Origin of the sequence: Microbacterium sp., assembly GCF_047607465.1 — a bacterium.
Lineage (GTDB): Bacteria > Actinomycetota > Actinomycetes > Actinomycetales > Microbacteriaceae > Microbacterium.
Genome location: NZ_JASGCY010000092.1, coordinates 66,139 through 89,744, shown reverse-complemented (window position 1 = coordinate 89,744; position 23,606 = coordinate 66,139). Strand labels below are relative to the sequence as shown.

20 protein-coding genes are annotated in these 23,606 nt (G+C 71.1%); 10 read left to right on the top strand and 10 right to left on the bottom strand.

From position 1 onward, the window contains the following. The first annotated feature begins 20 nt into the window (after positions 1–20). From QM568_RS13625 to ahcY, 4 genes are read left to right on the top strand one after another with little or no spacing between them, the layout of a single operon-like run. Positions 21–980 carry an efflux RND transporter periplasmic adaptor subunit gene (locus QM568_RS13625; RefSeq protein ID WP_415139715.1) on the top strand — a complete coding sequence of 320 codons (960 nt, stop codon included), beginning with the start codon at positions 21–23 and terminating at the stop codon, positions 978–980. After that, entirely contained in the window at positions 956–1,855 is a 900-nt protein-coding gene (locus QM568_RS13620) for an ABC transporter ATP-binding protein (protein ID WP_415139714.1), read from the top strand. Before QM568_RS13625 ends, QM568_RS13620 begins: the two co-directional genes overlap by 25 nt. Beyond that, a complete protein-coding gene (locus tag QM568_RS13615; RefSeq protein WP_415139713.1) occupies positions 1,852–3,066 on the top strand; it encodes an ABC transporter permease in 1,215 nt (404 codons plus the stop codon). The genes QM568_RS13620 and QM568_RS13615 overlap by 4 nt, the downstream gene beginning before the upstream one ends. Positions 3,067–3,087: 21 nt before the next feature. Continuing rightward, entirely contained in the window at positions 3,088–4,533 is a 1,446-nt protein-coding gene (ahcY, locus tag QM568_RS13610) for an adenosylhomocysteinase (protein WP_415139712.1), read from the top strand. Between the two features lie 18 nt (positions 4,534–4,551). Here the strand turns inward: ahcY and QM568_RS13605 are convergent, their stop codons facing one another. Next, positions 4,552–5,361: an RDD family protein gene (locus QM568_RS13605; protein WP_415139711.1), complete on the bottom strand. Its 810-nt coding sequence runs from the start codon at positions 5,359–5,361 to the stop codon at positions 4,552–4,554. Between the two features lie 16 nt (positions 5,362–5,377). Here QM568_RS13605 and QM568_RS13600 point away from each other — a divergent pair, with 16 nt between their 5' ends. After that, a complete protein-coding gene (locus QM568_RS13600) occupies positions 5,378–6,370 on the top strand; it encodes a stage II sporulation protein M (protein ID WP_415139768.1) in 993 nt (330 codons plus the stop codon). 197 nt (positions 6,371–6,567) lie between these two features. Here QM568_RS13600 and QM568_RS13595 read toward each other — a convergent pair whose 3' ends face one another. Genes QM568_RS13595 through QM568_RS13575 form a run of 5 tightly spaced genes read right to left on the bottom strand, consistent with a single transcriptional unit; the run spans position 6,568 to position 12,141 of the window. Next, complete coding sequence (locus QM568_RS13595) at positions 6,568–7,875, bottom strand: DUF58 domain-containing protein (protein ID WP_415139710.1); 1,308 nt, start codon at positions 7,873–7,875, stop codon at positions 6,568–6,570. A gap of 1 nt (position 7,876) precedes the next feature. Next, complete coding sequence (locus QM568_RS13590) at positions 7,877–8,800, bottom strand: AAA family ATPase (RefSeq protein WP_415139767.1); 924 nt, start codon at positions 8,798–8,800, stop codon at positions 7,877–7,879. 31 nt (positions 8,801–8,831) lie between these two features. Then, entirely contained in the window at positions 8,832–10,052 is a 1,221-nt protein-coding gene (locus QM568_RS13585) for a DUF4350 domain-containing protein (protein WP_415139709.1), read from the bottom strand. Next, on the bottom strand, positions 10,049–10,687 hold the full coding sequence (locus tag QM568_RS13580; protein ID WP_415139708.1) for a DUF4129 domain-containing protein: 639 nt from the start codon (positions 10,685–10,687) through the stop codon (positions 10,049–10,051). The genes QM568_RS13585 and QM568_RS13580 overlap by 4 nt, the downstream gene beginning before the upstream one ends. Then, positions 10,684–12,141, bottom strand: a complete 1,458-nt coding sequence (locus QM568_RS13575; RefSeq protein ID WP_415139707.1) for a hypothetical protein — start codon at positions 12,139–12,141, stop codon at positions 10,684–10,686. The genes QM568_RS13580 and QM568_RS13575 overlap by 4 nt, the downstream gene beginning before the upstream one ends. 95 nt (positions 12,142–12,236) lie before the next feature. Between QM568_RS13575 and mtrA the strand changes: the two genes are divergently transcribed. The 5 genes from mtrA (at position 12,237) to hpf (ending at position 17,871) form a co-directional block, all read left to right on the top strand. After that, positions 12,237–12,917 (top strand): MtrAB system response regulator MtrA, encoded by a 681-nt coding sequence (mtrA, locus tag QM568_RS13570; RefSeq protein WP_415139706.1) that lies wholly within the window; start codon positions 12,237–12,239, stop codon positions 12,915–12,917. 9 nt (positions 12,918–12,926) lie between these two features. After that, complete coding sequence (gene mtrB / locus QM568_RS13565; RefSeq protein WP_415139705.1) at positions 12,927–14,618, top strand: MtrAB system histidine kinase MtrB; 1,692 nt, start codon at positions 12,927–12,929, stop codon at positions 14,616–14,618. Further along, positions 14,618–16,339: an LpqB family beta-propeller domain-containing protein gene (locus QM568_RS13560; RefSeq protein WP_415139704.1), complete on the top strand. Its 1,722-nt coding sequence runs from the start codon at positions 14,618–14,620 to the stop codon at positions 16,337–16,339. The genes mtrB and QM568_RS13560 overlap by 1 nt, the downstream gene beginning before the upstream one ends. 79 nt (positions 16,340–16,418) lie before the next feature. Further along, entirely contained in the window at positions 16,419–17,120 is a 702-nt protein-coding gene (locus QM568_RS13555; protein WP_415139703.1) for a ComF family protein, read from the top strand. A gap of 94 nt (positions 17,121–17,214) precedes the next feature. Beyond that, the gene (gene hpf, locus QM568_RS13550; protein WP_415139702.1) at positions 17,215–17,871 is read left to right on the top strand and encodes a ribosome hibernation-promoting factor, HPF/YfiA family; all 657 of its coding nucleotides are present in this window, start codon (positions 17,215–17,217) and stop codon (positions 17,869–17,871) included. 58 nt (positions 17,872–17,929) lie between these two features. On the opposite strand, the gene QM568_RS13545 is transcribed toward hpf, so the two are convergent. The 4 genes from QM568_RS13545 to QM568_RS13530 form a co-directional block, all read right to left on the bottom strand. Then, on the bottom strand, positions 17,930–19,252 hold the full coding sequence (locus QM568_RS13545; RefSeq protein ID WP_415139701.1) for a hypothetical protein: 1,323 nt from the start codon (positions 19,250–19,252) through the stop codon (positions 17,930–17,932). 97 nt (positions 19,253–19,349) lie between these two features. Next, positions 19,350–22,202, bottom strand: a complete 2,853-nt coding sequence (locus QM568_RS13540; protein ID WP_415139699.1) for an FtsX-like permease family protein — start codon at positions 22,200–22,202, stop codon at positions 19,350–19,352. After that, entirely contained in the window at positions 22,199–22,927 is a 729-nt protein-coding gene (locus tag QM568_RS13535) for an ABC transporter ATP-binding protein (protein ID WP_415139698.1), read from the bottom strand. The genes QM568_RS13540 and QM568_RS13535 overlap by 4 nt, the downstream gene beginning before the upstream one ends. Next, positions 22,924–23,538: a PadR family transcriptional regulator gene (locus QM568_RS13530; RefSeq protein WP_415139697.1), complete on the bottom strand. Its 615-nt coding sequence runs from the start codon at positions 23,536–23,538 to the stop codon at positions 22,924–22,926. The genes QM568_RS13535 and QM568_RS13530 overlap by 4 nt, the downstream gene beginning before the upstream one ends. Between the last annotated feature and the right edge of the window lie 68 nt (positions 23,539–23,606).

Here is a 23,606-nt window from a genome sequence, read left to right as displayed (position 1 = left end):
TCTGGATAAGCTGTCCTCGGATGCGCCAGGGCGGCGCCCCCGGAAAGGCAGCCGTGATCGTCTGGCGTCGCTGGATCTTCCCTATCCTTCTCGTCATCGTGCTCGGCGCGGCCGCCGCCGCACTGGTCAAGATCGCGTTCTTCCCCGATGAGAGCACGGCCCAGATCGCGCCGGAGGCGACGATCACCGACCCCGTGATCGCGGTCGAGCGCGGCTCGATCGTCAACGAGCTCTCGCTCAACGGCAATATCGCCCGCGACGAGTCCTATGCGGTGCGCAGCGAGATCAACGGAACGGTCTCCGCCGTGCACGTCGCCGATGGTGCGACGGTGGCCGCGGGCCAGGTGCTGTTCACCGTCAAGCAGGACGATCCGAAGAAGGACATCGACGTGCTCGCCCCCGAGGCCGGCGAGGTGTCCGAGATTGCACTCGTGAAGGGGCAGGCGACGAGCATCGGCACGGAGATCTACAAGATCACCCCCGCCCGCTACCACCTGCTCGCCACCGTCGAGCCCGTGCAGCTCTACCGCCTCGTGAACGCGCCCACCGAGGCCTCGGTGACCATCACCGGCGGCCCCGCTCCCTTCACCTGCACCGGTGTGCGGGTCGAGGTCAGCGCGGAGGGGACGGCCAGCGTGCGCTGCGCGATCCCCGCCGACCAGGTGGTGTTCGCGGGGCTCCCGGCCACTCTCGACCTCGCCCTCGGCCAGGTCGAGGACGCGCTGGTGGTTCCGGTCACGGCCGTGCAGGGCGGAGCGGGCACCGGCAACGTGTGGGTGGATGCCGGCGATGGGGCCGAGCCCGAGGAACGGGCGGTCACGCTCGGCGTCAACGACGGCACGATGGTCGAGGTGATCTCGGGTCTGTCGGAGGGGGAGTCGATCCGGCAGTTCGTCCCCGGATTCGTGGCGCCGGTCGAGGAGTTCTGCTACGAGATCGCCCCGGGGGTCGAGCAGTGCGACAGCGGGATGAGCTGGTGAGTCTCGTCCGGCTCGACGAGGTCACCAAGAGCGTCCGGCTGCCCGACGACTCGATGCTGGAGATCCTCCGCGGCGTGAGTCTTGAGGTCGGTGCCGGCGATCACGTCTCGATCGTGGGGCGCTCGGGCTCGGGCAAGTCGACCCTCCTCAACATCCTCGGGATGCTGGACGCCCCGACCACGGGCTCCGTCTCCTTCGAGGGCGCCGAGGTCAGGCGGATGCGCTCCGGCCGACTGGACAGACTGCGCGGCGACAACGTCGGCTTCGTGTTCCAGCAGTTCAACCTGCTGCCGGGGCGGACCGCTCTCGACAACGTCATGATGCCCCTCGGGCACGCCAAGGGCCGTCTGTTCTGGAACCGCCGTCAGATCGCGGCCGACATGCTCGAGCGCGTGGGCCTCGGGCACCGCATCGAGCAGATCGCCGACCGCCTCTCCGGCGGCGAGCAGCAGCGCGTCGCGATCGCCAGGGCGCTCGTGCGCCGACCGGTGCTCATCCTCGCCGACGAGCCGACCGGGGCGCTCGACATCGACACGGGAGCCGCGGTGATGGCGCTGCTCGACGAGGTGGCCACCGAAACGGATGCCGCACTCGTGACGATCACGCACGACCTGCACGTCGCAGCGCGCGCCCGCCGCCACTACCGCCTCGACGCCGGAGTGCTCGGGACCGCGGATCTCAGCCGCGCCTTCGAGGCGTCGACGCTCGCGACATCGGTGCCATCGGATCTCGCCGCATCGGGCAGCGCTCCCGCGCCGGCATCCCTGCCCGCTCCCGAGGCGGCATCCGACTCCGCACCCGCGAGCGCACCCGAGCCTGCCGTTCCTTCCGACCGAGCGCCGGCGACGCGACGGAGCGAGAGGACGGCGTCATGACCTCGCTTCTGGGAGCCCTCGCCGACGCCTGGGGCGAGATCCGCGTGCACAAGCTCCGGGTGCTGCTCAGCCTCGTCGGCATCGCGGTGTCGGTCGGAGCCCTCACCGCGGTCTTCGCGTTCTCCGACTACCAGCGCCAGTTCCAGGTCGAGCAGTCCGACAAGTGGGGCGGACGGGCGGCGACCCTCGTCGTCAGCCAGTCGAACGATGACGGCACCACGGTCGACATCGACGCGTTCGACGCCCGCTTCCAGGCGGCCGCGGAGCGCTTCGGGTTCAGCCACACCAGCCGCATCGCGATGAACCTCATGGTGCCGGTGGCGCTTCCCGACGGCATCGTCGACATCAACACGCGCCTGGTCGATCCGGTGTACCCGAAGATCCACCGCGAGAGCCTGCTCGAGGGGCGCTGGTTCACGGATACCGACGCCGAGGCGCTCGCGCCGCCCGCCGTCATCACCGAGGCCCTGTGGGATCGGCTCGGACGCACGCCGCTGTTCCAGCATCCGCTTCTCGAGCTCTCCGGCCCGGCCGGCGGCACCTATCAGGTCGTCGGGGTCGTGCCGCGCTCCTACATGGGCGACGAGGAACTGCGCGTCGACCTGCTCTTCGACGCCTATCGCGCTCGCGTCGACGCCCTCCCCGAGGGCGTGCAGGTCCAGTACGAGGTGTGGGTCGACGCCGCGGCGGTCGATGAGATCGCGCCGGTGCTGGCGATGGATCTGCGCGCTGGCCTGCCCAAAGGGCAGAGCATCTACGTCAACCGGTCCGACTGGGCGGCGCAGCCGGGAGCGGTGGACGCGATGGCGACATTCGAGATGGTGACCGGCGGCATCGGCGTGCTCGTGCTGGCGCTGGGCGCGTTGAGCCTGATCAACATCCAGCTCGTCGCGATGCGCCAGCGGGTGCGCGAGATCGGCGTGCGCCGCGCGTTCGGGGCGAGCGCTGGACGGGTGTTCGTCTCGGTGCTGCTGGAGAGCCTGGTCGCGACCACGGTCGCCGGCGTCGTCGGCATCGCCATCACGGTGGCGGTGCTGCGGTCGGGATGGGTGCTGACGACGATGTTCCAGGGGATGCAGGATGTGCCGCCGTTCCCGGTGCGCGCGGCGATCATCGGCCTGATCGCCTCGGTCGTGGTGGGAGCGGTGGCCGGGTTCATCCCCGCGCTCGTGGCGCTGCGTGTGAAGGTCATCGACGCCATCCGCTTCTGAAAGGGATGGGAGAATGGGTGGATGCCTGAGCTCGAGTACCGCGTCGCCGATCTGTCCCTCGCCGAATCCGGCCGTCATCAGCTGCGGCTGGCCGAGAACGAGATGCCAGGGCTCATGGCGCTGCGCGCCGAGTTCGGCCCCTCACAGCCGCTGAAGGGCGCGCGCATCGCGGGCTCACTGCACATGACGGTGCAGACCGCCGTGCTCATCGAGACGCTCACGGCGCTGGGCGCCGAGGTGCGCTGGGCGAGCTGCAACATCTTCTCCACGCAGGACGAGGCGGCCGCTGCCGTCGTCGTCGGGCCGACGGGCAGCGTCGAGGCGCCGGCTGGCGTGCCGGTGTTCGCGTGGAAGGGCGAGACCCTCGAGGAGTACTGGGCCTGCACCGAGCGCATCTTCGACTGGTCGGGAACCGGCTTCGACGGCCCCAACCTCATCCTCGATGACGGCGGCGACGCCACGCTCCTCGTGCACAAGGGAGCCGAGTTCGAGAAGGCGGGCGCCGTTCCCGAGGCGACGGATGCCGATTCGCAGGAGCACGCGATCATCCTCGACGTGCTGCGCCGCTCGCTGGACTCCTCCGCCGACCGCTGGACCAAGGTCGCAGCCGGACTCATCGGCGTCACCGAGGAGACCACCACCGGCGTCCACCGCCTGTACGAGCTCGCCGCATCCGGTGAGCTGCTGTTCCCGGCGATCAACGTCAACGACTCGGTCACCAAGAGCAAGTTCGACAACAAGTACGGCATCCGCCACTCCCTGCCGGACGGGCTCAACCGCGCCACCGATGTCCTGATCGGCGGCAAGGTCGCTTTCGTCTGCGGCTACGGAGACGTGGGCAAGGGGGCGGCCGAGGCGCTGCGCGGTCAGGGTGCCCGCGTGATCGTCAGCGAGGTCGACCCGATCTGCGCGCTGCAGGCCGCGATGGACGGCTTCCAGGTCGCGCGCCTCATCGACGTGGCGGGGGAGGTCGACATCGTCGTCACGGGCACGGGCAACCGCGACGTCGTGACCACCGAGCATGTGCTCGCGCTCAAGCACCTCGCGATCGTCGCGAACGTCGGCCACTTCGACAATGAGATCGACATGGCGGGGCTGGAGGCGCTCGAGGGCGCCGAGAAGATCGAGATCAAGCCGCAGGTGCACGAGTGGCGTCTGCCGAACGGACGCAGCGTGCTCGTGCTCAGCGAGGGACGCCTGATGAACCTCGGCAACGCGACCGGGCACCCCTCGTTCGTGATGAGCGCGTCGTTCACGAACCAGGTGCTCGCGCAGCTCGAGCTCTTCACGAACATCGAGGCGTACCCGACCGGTGTGCACGTGCTGCCGAAGGCGCTCGACGAGAAGGTCGCGCGCCTGCACCTCGACGCTCTCGGCGTGCAACTGACGACGCTCACCGACGACCAGGCCGCCTACATCGGCGTTCCCGTGGATGGACCGTACAAGCTCGACCACTACCGGTACTGAGCGCGGGGAGCCCGCGCCTCAGAGCGCGACGCGACGGCCGGTGAGCTTCTCCGTGCGGGCGTTCGCGTTCTCGAGGGCGCGGCGCTCGCGTTCGCGGCGCAGCACCGTGATGCCGACGAGCACCAGTTCAGCCGGCGCTGCCGGCACCGGGGAGACGAACGGGGTCGCCTCGGCCAGCAGGTTCTGGGCGACGCGCACGCGGGCGGCGGGGACCATGTTGGGTGCGGTCTGCAGGAACTGCGAGATGCGCCGGGCGAGCCGATCCGGCATCCGCACCACGTCCGCGACCTGCGCCCATCCGGCGAGCACCGGCGGCAGCACGGGCTGGAGAGGAACCAATCGCGGGGTGCGCACGCGCTGGCTGTAGGCGCCGGCGACGAGATCGCCGAGCCGCTGCGAGCGAGGGGTGAACGCGCCGACGAGCACCGCGAGCCCGCCGAAGGTCATGTAGATCTCCAGCACGCCGAGGATGCCGCGGATGAACGCGTGCCGGAACCCGATCGCCCCGCCGTCGATGCGCACGATGCGACCGCCGACGGCGAGCTTGCCGAGGCTCCGCCCTCGCGTCACGACCTCGACGGTCACCGGGAGGACGAGGAAGGCGAAGACAGTCGCGAGCACGGAGGCGATGCGATCCGTCGACTCGTCGAGGATGCCGATGCTGAGCAGCCAGAGCCGGAGGAAGATCCACGCGATCAGCACGGCGAAGCCGAGGAGCATGTCGATGAAGGCGCCCAGCGCCCGCAGCAGGAACCCGATCGGCTGCACGTCGATCGCGACGGCTTCGCCGGAGAGCACCTCATCGGACGAATCGAGCGGCGCGGACATGAGTACAGTAAATCAGGTGGATGCCGATGCGCTGACCGATGCACGCCGCGCCGAGTGGGAACGACTCGACCAGCTCAGCCGTGCCTCGCTCGACGGCGCAGGGGTCGATGAGCTCATCGTCCGCTATCGGGCGGCATCCGCTGATCTCGCGGATCTGAAGACGTCGGTGGGGGAGTCGCCGCAGGGCGCCTACCTGTCGACGATCCTGGTGCGCGCCCGGCTGCGGCTCACCGGTGCATCCGACAACATCCTCACGCTCGCGGGGCGCTACTTCTCCCGCCAGTTGCCCGCAGCGCTGTACCGCCTGCGATGGACGACGCTCGTCATTGCCGTGGCCTTCGTTGCGATCGCCGTCGGTTTCGCGGCCTGGATATCCGGCGACCCGGCGCTGCTCGCGCAGCTGGGAACGCCCGCGTTCCTCGAGCAGATGGCCGAGGAGGACATCACCGGCTACTACACCGAGAACCCGGCGGCTGTGTTCGCGGGCATGGTGTGGACGAACAACGCGTGGATCGCGATGCAGTGCGTGCTGTTCGGCATCACCGGTATCTGGCCGATCTACCAGATCGTCATCAACGCGCAGAACGTCGGCTTCATCGGCGCGATCATGGCTGCGCACGACCGGACCGACATCCTCGTGCTCTACTTGCTGCCGCACGGGATGCTGGAGCTGACCTGTATCTTCGTCGCAGCGGCTGGAGGGCTGCACCTGTTCTGGTCGTGGGTGGCGCCTGGGGCCCGGTCGCGGGGTGAGGCGCTCGCCGCCGAGGGCCGGTCGCTGGCGACGGTGTCGATCGGACTGGTGTTCGCGCTCTTCGTCGCCGGGCTCATCGAGGGCTTCGTCACCGGCTGGTCGCTGCCCTGGCCGGTGAAGATCGGCATCGGCGCGGCGGCGCTCGCCGCATTCCTCGTCTACATGGTGGTCATCGGCGGACGTGCCGCGCGCCGCGGCGAGACCGGAGACCTCGTCGAGTACGAAGCGGGCACCCCGCGTCTCGTCGCCGGCTGACCCCGGCCTCCTCCTCCCCGCTTCTCCCTCCGCCGACGCCCCATCTGCGCCGCTACGCCCCCTCTGAGCGACGTGTCTCAGGTGGGGCGTGGCGGCGCAGATGGGGCGTCGGCGGAAGTGCGCGAGGGGCGCGGGGGGAGCGGGGGCGGGGAGAGGGGAGAGGGGGGAGCGGGGGCGGGGAGAGGGGGGAGAGGGGGTTAGAGGCGGCCGGCGGACTTGAGCTCGAGGTAGCGGTCGGCGATGCGCGGGGGCAGCGTCTCCGGGTCGGCCGAGAGGGCCTCACCGCCGGCCCGGCGCACAGCATCCGCCACGTTCTCCGCATCGCGGAGCGTCCGCTCGGCGGCCGCGGCGAGGTAGATCTCCTCACGGGATCCGCGGCGGGTGGCGAGATCGGCGATGCGCTCGTCGGTGACGGAGCCGACGAGGATCGTCGTCGCCCTGGAGGCGTCGGGGAAGGCGCCGAGGAAGCCGCGAGCGGATTCGGCGGCATCCTGCGCGGTGAGGACGACGATCAGCGATGGGCGCGTGGTCAAGGTGCGCACGGCGCCGAAGGCGCCCGTCCAGTCGGTGTCGACGAGTCGCGCGTGCACCGGGGCCATCGCGTCGGTGAGCGCGGGCAGGAGGGCGGCGCCGTCGACTCCGGTGACCCGCGCCCGCACCACGCGGTCGTACATGAGCAGGTGCACGTGGTCGCCGGCGCGCGTGGCGAGGGCAGCGAGCAGCAGCGTCGCCTCGAGCGCGGCGTCCACCCGGGTGCCGTCGCCCACGCGCGCTGCGGCGGTGCGTCCCGTATCGATGATGATCACGACGTGCCGGTCGCGCTCTGGTCGCCAGGTGCGCAGCATCGTCGTGCCGGCGCGCGCCGTCGCCCGCCAGTCGATCGAGCGCACGTCGTCGCCGCGCACGTATTCGCGCAGCGAATCGAACTCGGTGCCCTGTCCGCGCACCTGGATGCTCGTGTTGCCGTCGAGCTCGCGCAGCCGGGCGAGCCGCGAGGGCAGGTGCTTGCGCGAACGGAACGCGGGCAGCACCCGGATCGCGCCCCGCACGCGGTGCCGCGCCTGACGTCCGGCGAGGCCGAGCGGCCCGCAGGAGCGGATCATCACGAACTCGCTGACGAGCTCGCCGCGGCGCCGGGGGAGCAGCGGGATGTCGACGCGCCGGCGTTCGCCGGGAGGGATGCTGAGCCGCTGGCGCTCCGCGGGCGCCCCCGCCGTCGGCTGCCAGGCGTCGCGGATGACGGCGCGGAGCATCCGCTCGCCGAGGTTCTGCACCGCGACGCTCACCGGCACCGGCTCGCCGAGGCGCGTGCGTGCGGGAACCCGCCGGGTCACGACGACACGGGCAGGACTCGCCGCCAGCAGCACGTCGATGGCGACGAGCACAGCGCACAGGAGCACCCAGATCCCCAGCGCCGCATAGCCCGAGAAGCCTGCGAGCCCGGCCAGGACCAGCGGGACGATGCCGACGCCGAGCGCGATCGGCAGGCGACCGGTGACGAACACCTTAGATCGGGACCCGGGTCTGCTGGACGACCGAGGTGAGGACGGCGTCGGCCGAGACCCCTTCCATCTGCGCGTCCGGGCGCAGTTGCAGCCGGTGCCGCCACACGGGCACGAGCATGGTCTGGATGTGATCCGGGGTCACCGCCGTCGACGCGTTCAGCCACGCCCACGCCTTCGCCGCGGCGAGCAGCCCCGTCGAGGCACGCGGGCTCGCGCCGAGCTCGACGGAAGGCGACTGCCTCGTGGCTCTGGCGAGGTCGACGACGTAGCCGAGGACGTCGTCGGTCACTTCGACCCGGGCGGCGGCGTTCTGCGCCGCCCTGATCTCCTCGGCGCTCACTGCGGCCTCGACGCCGGTGAGTTCCCGCGGCGAGAAGCCAGACGCGTGCTTGCGCAGCACCGAGACCTCGGCGGCGCGCTCTGGCATGCCGACGACGAGCTTCATCAGGAAGCGGTCGAGCTGCGCCTCGGGGAGCGAGTACGTGCCCTCGTGCTCGATCGGGTTCTGGGTGGCGGCGACGAGGAAGGGGTCGGGCAGCGCGCGGCTCACGCCGTCGGCGGAGACCTGACGCTCCTCCATCGCCTCCAGCAGGGCGGCCTGCGTCTTGGGCGGGGTGCGGTTGATCTCGTCGGCGAGAAGGATGTTGGTGAAGACGGGCCCCGCCCGGAAGTCGAACTCGCCGGTGCGGGCATCGTAGACGAGAGAGCCGGTGACGTCGCCGGGCATGAGGTCGGGTGTGAACTGCACGCGCTTGGTGTCCAGACCCAGCGCCCGCGCGAACGAGCGGACGATGAGGGTTTTCGCGACGCCGGGCACGCCCTCCAGCAGCACGTGGCCGCGCGCGAGCAGCGACACCAGCAGCCCCGTCACGGTGCCGGCCTGACCGACCACGGCCTTGTCGACCTCGATCCGCACGCGGTGCATCGCCTCGCGCACGACGGCGTCGTCGAAATTCTCAGCGGTCACGGTGTTCCTCCGATGGGTTCTCGAGCAGCGCGTGCGAGGAGTCGACCGAGGTCTCCAGCTCCGCGAGCTGCCGGGCGAAAAGGACGAGAGCGGCGTCGTGCGATGGCACAGGGCCGCCGAGGAGATCCTGCAGGGAGCCGCGCGGGATGCGCAGCCGGTCGGCGGCGGCATCTGCGATCTCGTCGGCGGACGCCGTGAGAGCGAGGCCGAGGCGCTTCGCGAGCCGGCGCCGGCTGCCCTCCTGCAGCGCGGCCGCGGCGTGCGCGGCATCCGCAGCCTTCGCCGTGAGCCTGGCGCGTCCGTGCATGGTCTCGGAGGCGCGCACCGTCACCGGCAGCGTCTCGGCCACGAGAGGACCGAACCGGCGCCCGCGCCAGAGCGCGGCGGCGATGCCGGTGAGCAGCAGGAGCATGATCGCGGGGGTCAGCCAGTCGGGTGTGAGCGAGCCGAGGGTCTCCGGCGATTCCTCTTCGAAGTCGCTGTCGGCGAAGGAGGGGACGTACCACGCCACCTTGTCGGTCTGACCGAGCAGCGCCAGGGCGAGGGCGGCGTTGCCGTCTTCCGCGAGCCGGGCGTTGCTGAACAGGCGCGCGCCTTCGACGACGGTGTGCACGGCGCCGTCGCGCTCGGCGGTGAGCACGGCGAACGCGCCGTCGTCGCCGAAGCATCCGCGCACCCTGTCGCCCGGGGCGAAGAACCGGTCGGGGCGGATGGTGCCAACCAGGGCGAACTCGGGGGCGTCGCAGTGCGCCTCGACCGGCGCCGAAGGCGCGACGGCGTTCTCGCCGAGCTCGAGAAGCTCGACGAGATGCGTTCCCGTCGAGAGGAAGACGACCCGGTCGGCGGGCTCGATGAGGGCGGCGACCCCCTCGTCGCTGAGCGAGACGGGGTTGGCCATCACGAGCGTCGTGTCGGCGTCGAGCGCCGCCGCCGTCTCGAGGCGCGAGCGGTACACGTGCACCTCGACGCCTTGGTCGCGCAGGATCTCGGCGAGCGCCATGGCGCCCGTCTCCCCGACGCCTTCCGGGTCGAGCGTCTCGCGCCAGCTCGGGGTGCTCACGGCGACGCGCAGCATGAGCGCCGCTCCGCCGATGACGAGGGCTGTGACCAGCAGCCATCCGATGAGCGAGCGCACTCGCCGGGCACGCGGCGGCTGATCGACCGTGGAGAGGCCGACGGCGGAGAGGTCCTCGGCGGTCGCGACGCTCACGCGGGCACCGCCTCGGGGCGGAGGGCGCTCAACCGCTCGTCGGTTGCGGCGAGCCGCGCGTAGCCCTCGGCGGTGGCGGGATGGCGCAGGTACCGCACGTCGTCGAACGACACGGCCGCAGCGCGCACCGCGGCCGCTTCAAGGGCGAAGACCGTGGCGACCTCGCGGGCGATCGCCTGCGCCGTGGCACCGGGGGCGGGGGAGATGAGGTCCCGCTCTAGCAGGCCGCGGGCGAGGGCGCGATAGCGCAGCACCGTCGCCTCGTCCCAGTCCTGCGCCCTGGCCGCGCGCTCGGCGTCTGCGCGCAGCTGCGCGGCCGTGCGATCGTCGTCGACGCCGAGCAGCGACACGGGACGGCGGATGACGGCTGCGCGCCGAGGACGGCCCCAGATGATGAGCACGGTCACCAGCGCGGCGAAGACGAGCACGCTGACGATGATGAGGGCGGCGGGTCCTGCGGCGGCCGTGTTGCCACCGGAGAACAGGTTCACGATGAAATCCCAGATGCCGCGCGCGAGCAGGTCGAACCACGTGGGCTTCGCCTGGGCGTACCGGGGGTTCGCGAGCTCGTCCTCCGCCCAGCGGCGGGCCTCGTCCCCGTCGGGGACGAGCACGTCGTCGAGCCGGACGATCATGCCGATGGCTCGCCCGCCCTGGGTTCAGCCCAGTTCGATCCGGATGCCGGTGGCGCGGGCGCCTGCGGCGGTACGGGCGCCGGCGGCGGGTATGCGCCGGGTGCGGCGGGAGGAGCCGGAGCGGACGGCGCCGGGTATCCCTGCGGTACGGGCTGGTACCCCTGCGGCACGGGCGGGTACCCCTGCTGCACGGGCTGGTATGCCTGCTGTGTCGGGTAGCCCTGCGGCGCGGGCGGGTATGCCTGCTGCGCCGGGTACCCCTGCTGCGCGGGCTGGTACCCAGGCTGCGCCGCCCCGTACCCCTGCGGTACAGGCTGGTACCCCTGCTGCGCCGGGTACCCCTGCTGCGCGAGCACCCAATCGGGCACCGGCTTCGGCGGGGGAGCGCTCGTGACCGCCCTGGCCGGGTCGAGGGCGTAGGGGTCGCCGAGCTGCTCCTCGGACCAGCCGAGCTCACGACGCTCGAGATGGCCGATCAGCGTCTGGTCGAGGCCCTCGTAACGCATGCGCGCATCGAGGTAGACGAGTGTGCCGGCGGTGCTCTGCACGACCAGCGCGATCGCCTCGATCACCAGGAGGAGGATCTGCGGCAGCACGATGGCGAGCGCCAGCCCGATGAACGCCGATGGCTCGGGGTCGCCGGTGGGGGCGAGGATCCCGCCGAGGATCCCGCTGAGCATCGAGACAGGCAGGCTCACGACCTGCATTGCCGTCCCCATGATCACGCCGATGACGAAGGTCACGCCGAAGGCGATCCAGAATCGGCCGCGCGTGAGCCGCCAGGAGCGGACGAAGGCGTCCTTGAGGCGCGCGCGCTCGAGCACGAGCACAGAGGGCACCAGCAGGAGCTTGGTGCCCAGCCACACCGTGAGCGGGATGCTGGCGAGCACGACGAGCACGGCGAGGACCACGACGAGGGCGATCGTCCCGCCGTCGGTCGTACCGGTGGCCACGAACGACATCACGATGGCGAAGACGACGAGGATCACGGAGAACACCGCGACCACCGAGATCGACGAGAACGCGGCCAGACGCCAGAACGCCGGGGCCATTCGGCGCCACAGACCCCGCAGCGACGACTTCACGCCGAGCGCGGCGAAGCCGACCTCGGCGGCCACGAGACCCTGCACGACGGAGGAGAAGGCGACGGCGGCGAGGCCGACGAAGATCCCCGCGACGATGTTCGTCGCGATCGTTCCGGCGAGGACGGGTGCGAAGTCCGGCGACGACGTCGGCACCGTCTCCAGGCGTGAGAACGTCGAGAAGAACACCAGCCCCATCACGGTGGCGCTGACGAGCACCGCGACGAGCTGCACGACCACGGCGAAGCCGAACAGCACCTTGGGGTTGTGCCGGAGCGCGGCGAAGGACTTGCCCAGCAGCATCCCGAAGGTCATCGGATGCAGGGGGATCACGCCCCGCTTCGGCGCCGGGGTCCACATCTGGCCGCTCACAGCACTCCCTCCGTCGTGCGCTCCTATCGTGTCACAACACGGCGAAGATGCGCAGACACGGGAAGGGTGGTACCCGGTGCCATAAGGTAACTCTTATGACCTCACGCATTCTTGTGGTCGATGATGACACTGCGCTCGCAGAGATGATCGGCATCGTCCTGCGCACCGAGGGCTTCGAGCCGGTCTTCTGCGCCGACGGAGCGCGTGCCGTCGACGAGTGGCGGGCGCAGCGCCCTGACCTCGTCCTGCTCGATCTGATGCTGCCCGGTATGGACGGCATCGAGATCTGCACGCGCATCCGGGCGGAATCCGGGGTGCCGGTGATCATGCTCACCGCGCGCAGCGACACCGCCGACATCGTGCGCGGCCTCGAGGTCGGCGCCGACGACTACATCGTCAAGCCGTTCAATCCCAAGGAGCTCGTCGCCCGCATCCGCACGCGCCTGCGCCCCGCCCCGCAGACCGGCAGCGAGCAGTTGCGTGTCGGCGACCTCACCGTCGACGTCGACGCGCATGAGGTCCGTCGCGGCACCGAGCCGATCGCCCTGACGCCGCTGGAGTTCCAGCTGCTCGTCGCTCTCGCCTCGAAGCCGCAGCAGGTGTTCTCGCGCGAGATGCTGCTCGAGCAGGTGTGGGGCTACCACTACAAGGCCGACACCCGGCTCGTGAACGTGCACGTGCAGCGGTTGCGCGCCAAGGTCGAACTCGACCCCGACAACCCCAAGATCGTGATGACCGTGCGCGGCGTCGGCTACCGCGCCGGCAGCGTCGTCTAGGCCGCGGACATGGCTGCGACGCCCACGACCACCACGGCCGTCGCTGTCCTCAGCGACTGGCGCGGCTGGCCGACGGCGCTCGCGCAGCTGTGGCGGCGATCGCTGCGCTTCCGCACGCTCAGCGTCACACTGCTGCTGACCGCGCTCGCCATCCTCGTCACCTGCGTGACCATGGCGCTGGTGATCCAGAACGACCTCTTCGAGTCGCGCAAGAGCATCGCCCTCGAAGACGCGCTGCGCGCGATCGACGACGCTCAGGCGACGCTGAACTCCGCCGAGGTCGGAGACGATCCAGGGGCCCTCGCCGAGCTCTGGGACAGCATCCAGCGGGACCTCGCCCGCAACTCCACCGCCGAAGGGCTCGCCGGCGGCCCGATCGCGCTGGACGACGACGAGGGCGACGCGTCGGCGGCACGCCTCAACGGCTTCACTGCCGGGCTCAGCATGAACCTCGTCTCGCCGTTCCTGCGCAACCGCGTCATCGAGCTCGACGATCAGCAGTCGTGGCAGTCCGTCGCCCTGGAGATCTCCGGGCAGACGGTGCCAGGCATCATCGTCGGTCAGCAGCTGAAGGTCCCCCAGGACGGGCCGTTCCAGATCTACTTCTCCTACGACCTCGCCGACGCGGACCAGACGCTCGCTTTCGTGCAGCGCACGCTCTGGATCGCAGGCATCGGGTTGATCGCCATCGTCGGGGCGATCTCGTACGTCGTGCTGCGGACCGTCTCGACGCCGATCATCGAGGCCGCGGAGACCAGCGCCAGACTGGCATCCGGCGACCTCGGTGTGCGCATCGAGGTCACAGGCGAGGACGAGCTCGCCACCCTCGGGCGCTCGTTCAACGCGATGGCCGACAGCATCCAGGCGCAGATCAAGGAGCTCGGCGAGCTGTCGCTCGTGCAGCAGCGGTTCGTCTCCGACGTCTCGCACGAGCTGCGAACGCCCCTGACGACGATCCGGCTCGCCGCCGATATGCTCAACGATCAGCGCGAGGACTTCGACCCGGTCACTGCGCGCACCACCGAGCTGCTGCACGCCCAGGTGCAGCGGTTCGAGACGCTGCTGTCGGATCTGCTCGAGATCAGCCGCTACGACGCCGGGTCCGTGCAGCTCGAGCTCGAGGCGACGAGCCTCGCGCATCTCGCCGAGGACATGATCGAGCAGATGCGCCCGCTCGCTGAAGGGCACTCCACCGAGCTGCGCCTCGTTGCCCCCGGCGGCTACTCGCCGGTTGACATGGACCCGCGCCGGGTGCGCCGCGTGCTGCGCAACCTCATCGGCAATGCCATCGAGCACGGCGAGGGGCGCCCGGTCGTCATCACCGTCGACAGCAACCAGAACGCCGTGGCGGTCGGCGTGCGCGACTCGGGGCTCGGCATGGAGCCGGCAGACGCCGAACGCGTCTTCGACCGGTTCTGGCGCGCCGACCCGTCGCGGCAGCGCACGATCGGCGGCACCGGGCTCGGGCTCTCCATCGCGCTCGGCGACGCGGCGCTGCACGGCGGCACCCTGGCGGTGTGGTCGCAGCTCGGCGTCGGCACGAACTTCGTGCTGACCCTGCCGCGCCAGGGCGGATCGCTCGAGGGGCCATCGCCGGTGGCGCTCGAGCCCGTGCAGCCCCTGCTCGAGGTCGATACCGCCACGCAGCCCATCGAGCTCGCCGACATTCCGCCGCACCTCATCGACGAGGGGAGCCTGTGATGGCCCGTACGCTCGTCCGCGCGCTCGCCGGGTTCTTCGCCGCAGCGATGCTCGTCGTGCTCGCCGCCTGCAGCGGCCTGCCGACATCGGGGGATGTGCGCTCCGGGCTGGCGCTGGGCACCTCGCCCGACGACCCGGACATCCTGCCGCAGGCATCCGGCCCGATCGACGGGGCAGGCCCTCAGCGCATCGTCGAGGACTTCATCGAGGCGGCGATCACCCCGACCGACAACTGGCAGGTGGCGCAGAGCTTCCTCACGCCGGCGTTCCGCTCGCTCTGGCGCCCTGCGGCCGGCGTGCTGATCGACGAGGGCAAGGAGTCGCGCATCTACACCGCGCCGGGTGACGACGTCGTGACGGACGCCGCTGACGGCGACACCGTCGAGATCGACATCGCCTTCGACCAGGTCGCGGTCATCGACGAGACCGGCGCCTATTCGGAGGCGATCGGCGGCGTCACCCTGCCCTTCGTCGTGGAGAAGACGGACGGACAGTGGCGCATCGCGCAGGCGCCCCACGGCATCGTGCTCGACCAGGCGCGCTTCCCCCGCGTCTACGACGACTATCCGCTGCAGTACTTCGATCAGAGCTGGACCCGCCTCATCCCCGACGTCCGCTGGCTCCCGCGCCGCGCGACGATCGCGACGACGATCACCCAGTCGCTCATCGAGGGGGCCCCGAGCCCGTGGCTGGATCCCGCGGTGCAGAGCGCCTTCCCCTCGGATGTGACGCTCGCCCGCGATGCTGTGCCGATCGATTCAGACCAGGTCGCCGAGGTCGCGCTCAGCAGATCCGCGCAGCAGCTGGACCCCGTGACGCTCGCCCGGATGCGCACCCAGCTGCAGGAGACCCTGGATGCTGCCGGCGTGCAGGTCAGCCAGGTGCGCTTCCTCGTCGACGGACGTGCGCTCGACGCCGGCGTCGTGAAGGTCGAGGCCGACGAGGCCGACTCGGCGACGATCGCCATGAAGGAGGGCGCGTTCGGCACGCTGGCCGGCAGCACCGTCACCGCGATCGGCGATATCAGCGGGGAGATCGAGGGCATCGCCGAGCCGATAGCGGCGGTGGATGTCGCGGTCGACGATTCCTTCGCCGCCGTGCATCTCGCCGACGGCCGGGTCTACCGGGCGGCCAGCGGACAGGTCGACGAGCTGGACGCCGCCGTCGGCCTCATCAGCCCGTCGGTCGATGTCCACGGATTCATCTGGACGGTCCCCTCGAATGCGCCGGCGCAGACCACCGCCTGGCAGGATGCCTCCACTGCGCACCAGGTCGCCGATGCGTGGAAGGGGATGAGCGCGATCACGGCGATGAGGGTCTCCGCCGACGGCGTCCGCGTCGCCGCGGTGGTGGATGACGGCGGGCAGATCTGGGTGGCCGTCGCCGCGGTGATCCGCGACGACTCCGGAGCCCCCACGGCGCTCGGGGAGCCGCGGCTGCTCGCCGAGATCTCCACGCGCGCCACGGACCTCGTCTGGCTGGGGCCTGACCGGCTGGGAGTGCTCGTGGAGGAGGACGGCCCGAAGTTCCTGACGCAGATCGTCGGCGGCCCTGGGAGCACCGAGGTCGCCCCGGTGGACGCCGTGAGCCTCGCCGGGGCGAGCAACGCGTCGTCGGTGCGGGTGCTGTCGTCCAACGGCTCGCTGTTCTCGCGCAGCGGTTCGGCCTGGCGCGAGATCGCCACCGGTGTGACGCTGCTGGCCACGCGCAGCGGACACTGACCACCCGTACTCCACAACGGGGAGCGGAGACGGGTTGTGCACAGCATCCGAAGGTTTGTGCCGAAGCGGACGCAGGCGGGTGAGCCGCCTGCGCGATGATCGACGGATGCCGGCATCCGCAGCTCTCCGGGCGCTGGTCGCCGAGACGGGTGCGTTCCTGCTCGCCGCGACCTGCGCGGGCTGCGACCTGCCAGGAACGCTGCTGTGCGACGCCTGCCGCGGCGAGCTCGTCGCGGCGCCCGTCGCGCTGCGCACCCCGGCAGGGCTCTCCGTCACGGCTGCGCTGCCGTTCGACGGCGTCGCCGCGCGCTGCCTCCGCCGGCTCAAGGGCGAGGGCGACACCCTGCTGGCGCGGCCGCTCGGGGCGGCACTGGCCTCGGTCCTGCTCCCGGCGCTCGGCGACCGGGTGCATCCCGTGCCGATCCCGACGTCGCGCTCGGCCTTCCGCCGCCGCGGCTACCGCGTGCCCGACCTGCTGGTCTCGCGCGCCGGAGCCGAGCCGTGGCGGCTGCTGCGCCACCACGGCAGACACACCGATCAGCGGGGCCTCGGTGTGCGAGAGCGGGTCGAGAACGCCCGAGGGAGCATGCGCGTCCGCGCGCGCGGACGAGGCGCCAGGGTGCTCCTCGTCGACGATGTGGTGACGACGGGGGCGACTTTCGACGAGGCCGCGCGTGCGTTGTCGGCGAACGGATTCGAGGTCGTCGGTGCTGTCGCCCTCGCAGCGACGGCGCGGCATAGCGAACCGAGGGACGATACATCGACGACACGAAGAAAATGAGTGGTGACAACCGCGGGCGAGCCGACTACGGTGGGGCAGAACAAGGCGACAACGGTCCGCCCTTGGCCGGGAGGACCGGGACAAGGAGACAGCAATGGAAACGAGCATCGTCGGCGTCGGAGTGGGTATCACCGATCGCTTCCGAACCGTTGTCGAGGAGAAGATCGCCCGGATCCAGGCGCTCGCAGCACGTGCGCAGCGGCTGGATGTCAAGGTCACCCATCGCGTCTACCGCAACGGGCACGTGCCAGACGAGACGGTCGAGCTGACGCTGGTCGGCAAGGGGCCCGTCGTCCGCGCCGAGGCCACGGACGGCGACAAGTTCGTCGCCCTCGACCTCGCCATCGACAAGATGTCCGAGCAGCTGCGCCGGGCGAAGGAGAAGAGGGTCGACGGCCGTCATCACCCGCGCGGCGCTCACTTCGAGAAGGGCAGCGGAGCCCTCGAAGGCATCGATGTGCAGCCGGCGTCCGTCGACGTGCTGCACGCCGTCGCGACGGGCAGCGTGCCCGTGCAGAATGACGAGGAAGAGGTCTACTCTCCCGTCGTCATCCGCACCAAGAGCTTCGACGCCGAGTGGATGACGGTGGAGGAGGCCGTCGACCGGATGGAGCTGGTCGGACACGACTTCTTCCTCTTCGTCGACGTGCGCACCGACCACCCCAGCGTCGTCTACCGCCGCAAGGGCTGGGACTACGGCGTGATCGCGCTGGAGACCCAGGCGCCGCCGTCGGAGGCTCTCGCCTCCTGACCGCGTGACCGCAACGGCCCGTCCCCTCGCGGGGCGGGCCGTTGCGCATGCCGGGCCGTCAGTCGAAGATGCCGTCGAGGATGCTGCCGATGACGAGCCCGCCGAGGATGCCGGAGGCGATGTCGCCGCCTCCGCCGCCGCGGCGGGGTCCTGGGGAGCCCCAGCCGCCGCCCCAGTCCGGATCCTGAGGGCGCGACGAGTCGATGTCGCGCTGCGCGAGCTGTAGGGCCTCCGCGGCGAGCTGGGCGACACGGCGGGCTCCGGCGAGGGCCTGTTCGCGGGTGTCCTCCGCGGGGAGCAGCGTCGGCAGGTCGATGCGCAGACGCTCGGCCTCCGCGAGGCGCGTGCGGGCGTCGGCGCCGATCCAGCCCCGATGTCCGGCGATGAGGCCGCGCGCGACGCCGAGCTGGCGATCGGCGTCGTCGATGGCGTGCTGCACCTGAGCGACGCTCGGCAGCGGGTTCTCTGCGCGGTGCCGCGCTTTCGCGATCGCGTCGTCGAGGGCGGAGTTCGCGGTGCGCAGCACCGACAGCTCCGCGAACGGGTCGCTGGGGGAGCCGCTGGGGGTGAGGGCGGCCAGCGCACGCTGGAGCTCCGCGACGGCCGCGGTGACCGCCGGCACCTGCGGAGCGGTGCGTGCGGCGATGAGGTCGGAGCGGGAGTCGGCGACGACCTCGGCGAGGGTGGACTCGGCACGCAGCGCCTCGATCTCGAAGTCCTCCACGGCATCGAGGAGGGCGGCCGCGCGGCGGGTGGCCTCGGTCGCCGTCTCGAGGGCGAGGTTCGCCTCCTCGTTCTGCTTGGCCGCACGGCGCCGCTCCGAGACGTCGGCGCCGTGGATGGCGAACGCGATGAGCTGCTCGGCCTCGGCGGCGGAGGCCTCGATCTGGTGCATCGCCGAGGGGGCGTAGCGCGCGGAGAGGCGGGCGATGGTGTCGGTGGTCTGCGGAATCCGGGCGCTGAGCGCCGCGGCATCCGCGCGCACCTGCGCGACGACCTCGGGGGCGCGACGGACCTTCGCGACCGACGCGGCGAGCACCGACGTCTTCTCGTCGAGCAGGTCCTGCGCCCAGTCGCAGAGCTGGGCGATGCGCGCGTTGCGCGTGCGCAGCTCTTCGGGGGTGTCCGGGATCTCGTCGTGGTTGAGCTGGTGGAGCTGGAAGGCCTCGCGCATGTGCGTGCGCACCGAGGCGAGGGCGGTGCGCAGGTCGGCGGTCAGCGAGGCGCCGAGCTCGGCCTCGGCGAACTCGAGCTCGTCGGCGGTGGTGCGGATGCGCTCATCGGTCTGCACCAGTGCCTGCTCCGCGCGGCGCGCGAGATCCGCGTCCTGTGCCGCCAACTGCTCCTGCTCGCGCTTGCGCTTGCCCCAAAAACCAGCCATGAGTCGATCCTACTTATCCCCGTTCATGCGTTTGCCGAGCATCGGCGAGCTCACAGGCGCTGTTCGCTGAGGGCTTGCGGGGAGGGTGTCGTCGTGGTCACGCGATCACGGTGCGGCGGGTGAGGCCGGGCCGGCGCGGAGGCACCAGCCAGCTCGCCGCCGCGATCGCGAGCGGGAGGCCGAGGGCGAGCAGCGCGAGCCATGGCCAGGGCGTGTCGGCCATGCTCGGCGCCCAGTGGGGGTCCCCCTGGGACTGCATCACGATGCCCCACATCGGGATGACGCCCGCGACGGTCCCGGTGACCGATCCGATCCCGACGATCACGATCGCCTGCCAGAACGCGATCCCGCGACGCAGCACGGGGCTCGCTCCGACCGCGGTCAGCGTCGCGTCGTCGGGTCGCCGCTCGACGCGGGCGAGGCCGAGCGCCACCCCGCTCGCGCCGAGCACGAGAACCCCGGCCGCGCCGAGGATGAGCCACAGCCAGGGTTCCGGTGAGGGGGCTCCCGTCTCGTGGTAATAGCTGAAGCCGCCCTTCGCAGACCAGGGCTGCCCCGCGACCTGGGCCAGCCGGTCCAGCGCCTGCTGCGTCGGCGGCACGGCGAACGAGCCGATCAACTGGCTGGGCGCTGTGCGGTAGCCGATGTCGGCCGCGGCGGCGGGGGAGAGGATCACGGGCCACGGCAGCTGGTGAGCCACGCGTACCGAGATGGCGGGAACCCGCGACGTCTCCAGCGGGGACGGCTCGTCATGGGGCTGGCTAGTGACCCAGTACGCGTTGAGCTGCTCCCGATCCCAGCGATTGAGGATCACCGTGCCGTCGTCGAGGTAGGAGCCGCCCCCGGATGCCGTGTCGTACGGCGTCGTCACGATCGCGCCCCCGTCGGCGAACGCCGCGCGGACGGCGGCGTCGATACTGACCCCGAGCACCGCATCGAGGTCAGCGGGCTCGACGACGGCCGGAGTGAATCCGCCGAAGCGCGCCATCTCGCGGGTGCTGCAGGGTCCGGTGACAAGGTCGTCGCAGTCCGTGTATCCCCGCAGCTCGGGGTACACCATGTCCTGCAGCGGATCGCCCTGCTCGTCGCCGCCGAGGTGCATGTCGACGTCGAGCGAGACGATGCCGATCGCATCCGGCTCGGTCTGCTCCAGGGCCGCCATCGCGATGTCGAAGACGGGCGACCCCTCGGCGTCTTCCGCCCAGAGCCCGACCACGATCGAGCCCACCGGAGCCTGGTAGTACCAGTTCCTCGCCGACAGCGCGTTGTACACGCCGGTGGCGGTGAGTCCGAAGGAGGCGATGAAGACGCACGCGGCGATCGCCGCGAAGGCCGGGACGATGCGCGCCGGATTCGCGGCGGCATCGCGCGCGGCGATGCGCGGCGCAAGGCCGAGATGCGTCGCAGCACGAGCGATCCTGGTCAGGATCCAGTGTCCCGCGACGATGGCGCCGATCTGGAACAGGATGGGACCGGCGACGATCCCGATGACGCAGAGGGTGCGGAACGGGTTGGCATAGTCGACGGGCTCCGCCGCGTTCAGGGCGGCGAGGCCGACGCCGCCCGCGATCGTCAGCCCGATGCCCGCGGCTCCGATCAGCGTGCCCCAGAACGGCCGGTCGGCGCGCACCCGTGCCGGCTTGTGCGACCCGCGCAGCGAGGAGAGGACGTCGCCCTTCGTCGCGGCGCGTGCCGGGGCGAGGGCGGATGCCGTGCCGACCGCGGTCGCGAAGGCGATGACGCCGATGATGCCCCACCACGGGACGTGGAAGCCCCAGAAGCTCGAGACCGCGCCGTCGTCGGCGATGCGGAGAGCGGGATACGCGAGCGCGATGCCGAGGCCGCCGCCGAGCGCGCCGCCGATCAACCCGAGCACGGTGCCCTGCAGCAGCACGACGCGCAACAGCGCGCCGCGATCGGCGCCGACGCTCGCGGCGACGGCCAGCGAGCGCTGCTGGCGTCGTGCGCTCACGGCGAAGCCGGCGCCGGCGAGCAGGATCACGAGATAGGCGGAGAATCCGCCCGCGATCAGGCAGACCGTGGCGATCGCCCACGCGGTGGACGCGTCGACGTAGTCGGCGGAGCTCGAAGCGGCGACGGCGTCCTTGGCGTAGACGACGACCCCTGCGCGGTTGAGCGTTTCGAGCTCCTGACCGGTCGGCTGCCACCCGGGGGCGAACCAGAGCGTCTGCAGCGGATCGATCGCGTCGTCGGCCACGATCGATCCCGGCAGGAACACCGTCTGATCGGCGTCGCGTTGCGTCGCCTCCTTCATGATGCCGACGATCTTCAGGGTCGCGGACGGCTCGGCGAGGGTCAGCGTATCGCCGATCTTCGCGTCGAGCCGGGAGAGCGTGCCGGGAGAGACAGCGGTCTCTTCCTCGGAGGTGGGACGGCGGCCGTCGAGGAGCTCGTACCGCCCGTCCAGGATCGGATCGGCGGCGTCTCCCGCTATCCCGTCGAGGATGCCTGAGCCGCCGGGTGTCTTCGCCGTCACAGAGATGCGCGCCACCTGCAGCAGCTCGACACCGGGCAGGAGAGCGGCCGGATCGCGGGGCGGCGGGAGCTCCGGGTTCACAGGGGTGCCGTCCTCGTCGCGGTCGACGTCGTGCCAGAAGGGATCGTCCGGCGCTTGGACCCGCGAGGGGTCCGCTCCGCCGACGATCATGAGCCAGGCTTGTGCGCCGCCGAGCTCCGAGGCGATCCTCTGCGCGGTCGTGGATGTCCGGCTGGCCATGAACGTGCCCGTTCCGGCGATCAGCGTCATAGGGAGAGCGATGAGGGCGATCACGAGCAGGCTGGTGGGCCAGGCGCGGCGCGCCTGGCGTGCGGCGAGGAGCAGTTCGATCCGGCGCCGTGCCCAGCCTCCGCGACGCGAGTGCGCGGCGCCCTCAGCACGGGTGCGCTCTGCCGGCGCGACGTCGCCCCTGCGTTCCAGTGTCGAGGTCATGATCGGGTCAGCAGGCTATCGGCGGTGTCGCGGCGCGACTCGTCGACGATGCGCCCGTCCCGCAGGAACACGATGCGGTCTGCCCACGCGGCATGACGCGCCTCGTGGGTGACCAGGATGGCGGCGGTGCCGGCATCCACGCGGGCGCGCAGCATCCGCAGCACGTGCTCGCCCGTCGTCGAGTCGAGAGCGCCGGTGGGTTCGTCTGCGAGGATGAGCGAGCGTCCGCCCACGACCGCGCGGGCGATCGCCACGCGCTGCTGCTGGCCTCCTGACAGGTCATCCGGGTAGGAGTCGAGTCGGTCGCCGAGCTCGACGGACTCCAGTGCCTCGCGCCCGGCCCGGCGCGCCACCCGCTGGCGGAAGCCGTCGAGCTCGAGGGGAAGAGTCACGTTCTCGAGCGCGGTGAGGGTCGGAATGAGGTTGAAGTCCTGGAAGACATATCCGAGTGAGCGCCGGCGCAGCCGCGCCAGCTCTCCGGCGCTCATTCCGCCCAGCCGTCGCCCCTCGATGTAGACGCCGCCCGCGGCGGGCGTCTGGAGCCCGCCGGCGATCGACAGCAGCGTCGACTTGCCGGACCCCGATGGGCCCATGATCGCGACGAGCTCACGTCGATGCACGGTCAACGCGACGTCCTGCAGGGCGCGCACCAGCAGATCCCCCTCGCCGTACTCCTGGGTCACGCCGTCCAGTCGCAGGATCGGCTCGGCGTCGACGATGCTCATGCTCGCAGTGCCGCTTCCTGACCTTCGGTCTTCGCCGGGCGCCCGCGCTTGGGGCGCTCGGTCCGCAGATCGAGACCCATCGCCGGGTGCGGATGCAGCCGCAGGCGCTGCTCGGTGTGATCGAGCCAGCGCACCTCGGCCTCGGCGGCGAAGATCATCGAATCGACGACGAGCGCCCAGGCGAGCTCCTCCGGCCCCTCGGGGTCGGCGCCGGCGTACTTGGCGCGTTGGAGAGACTGCAACTGGCGCAGAGACGCGGTGCGCTGGGTCTGGATCACCGCGGCGACGTCGACGCCAGGGAGGGTCGCGGCGACGGCGAGCTTGATGGCGACCTCGTCCCGTGTCGCGGGCGTGCGCTCGACGGGAGAGGAGAGCCATTGCGCGACCTCGGCGGAACCGGCATCCGTGATCTCCCAGTACACGTGCCCCTGCTCGTCGGCCTCTCCGCGGGCGACGAGCCCGTCGCGTTCGAGGCGCTCGAGCGTGTTGTAGATCTGGCCGACGTTCAGCGGCCAGGTCGACCCGGTGCGGCGGTCGAACTCATGGCGTAGCTGGTAGCCGTAGCACGGGCCCTGATCGAGGATGGCGAGCAGACTCTGACGAACCGACATGATGACCTCCCGAAGTCATTTCCGAGTATATAGATACTCGGAAACAATCGGGGAACCCGTATCCAGAC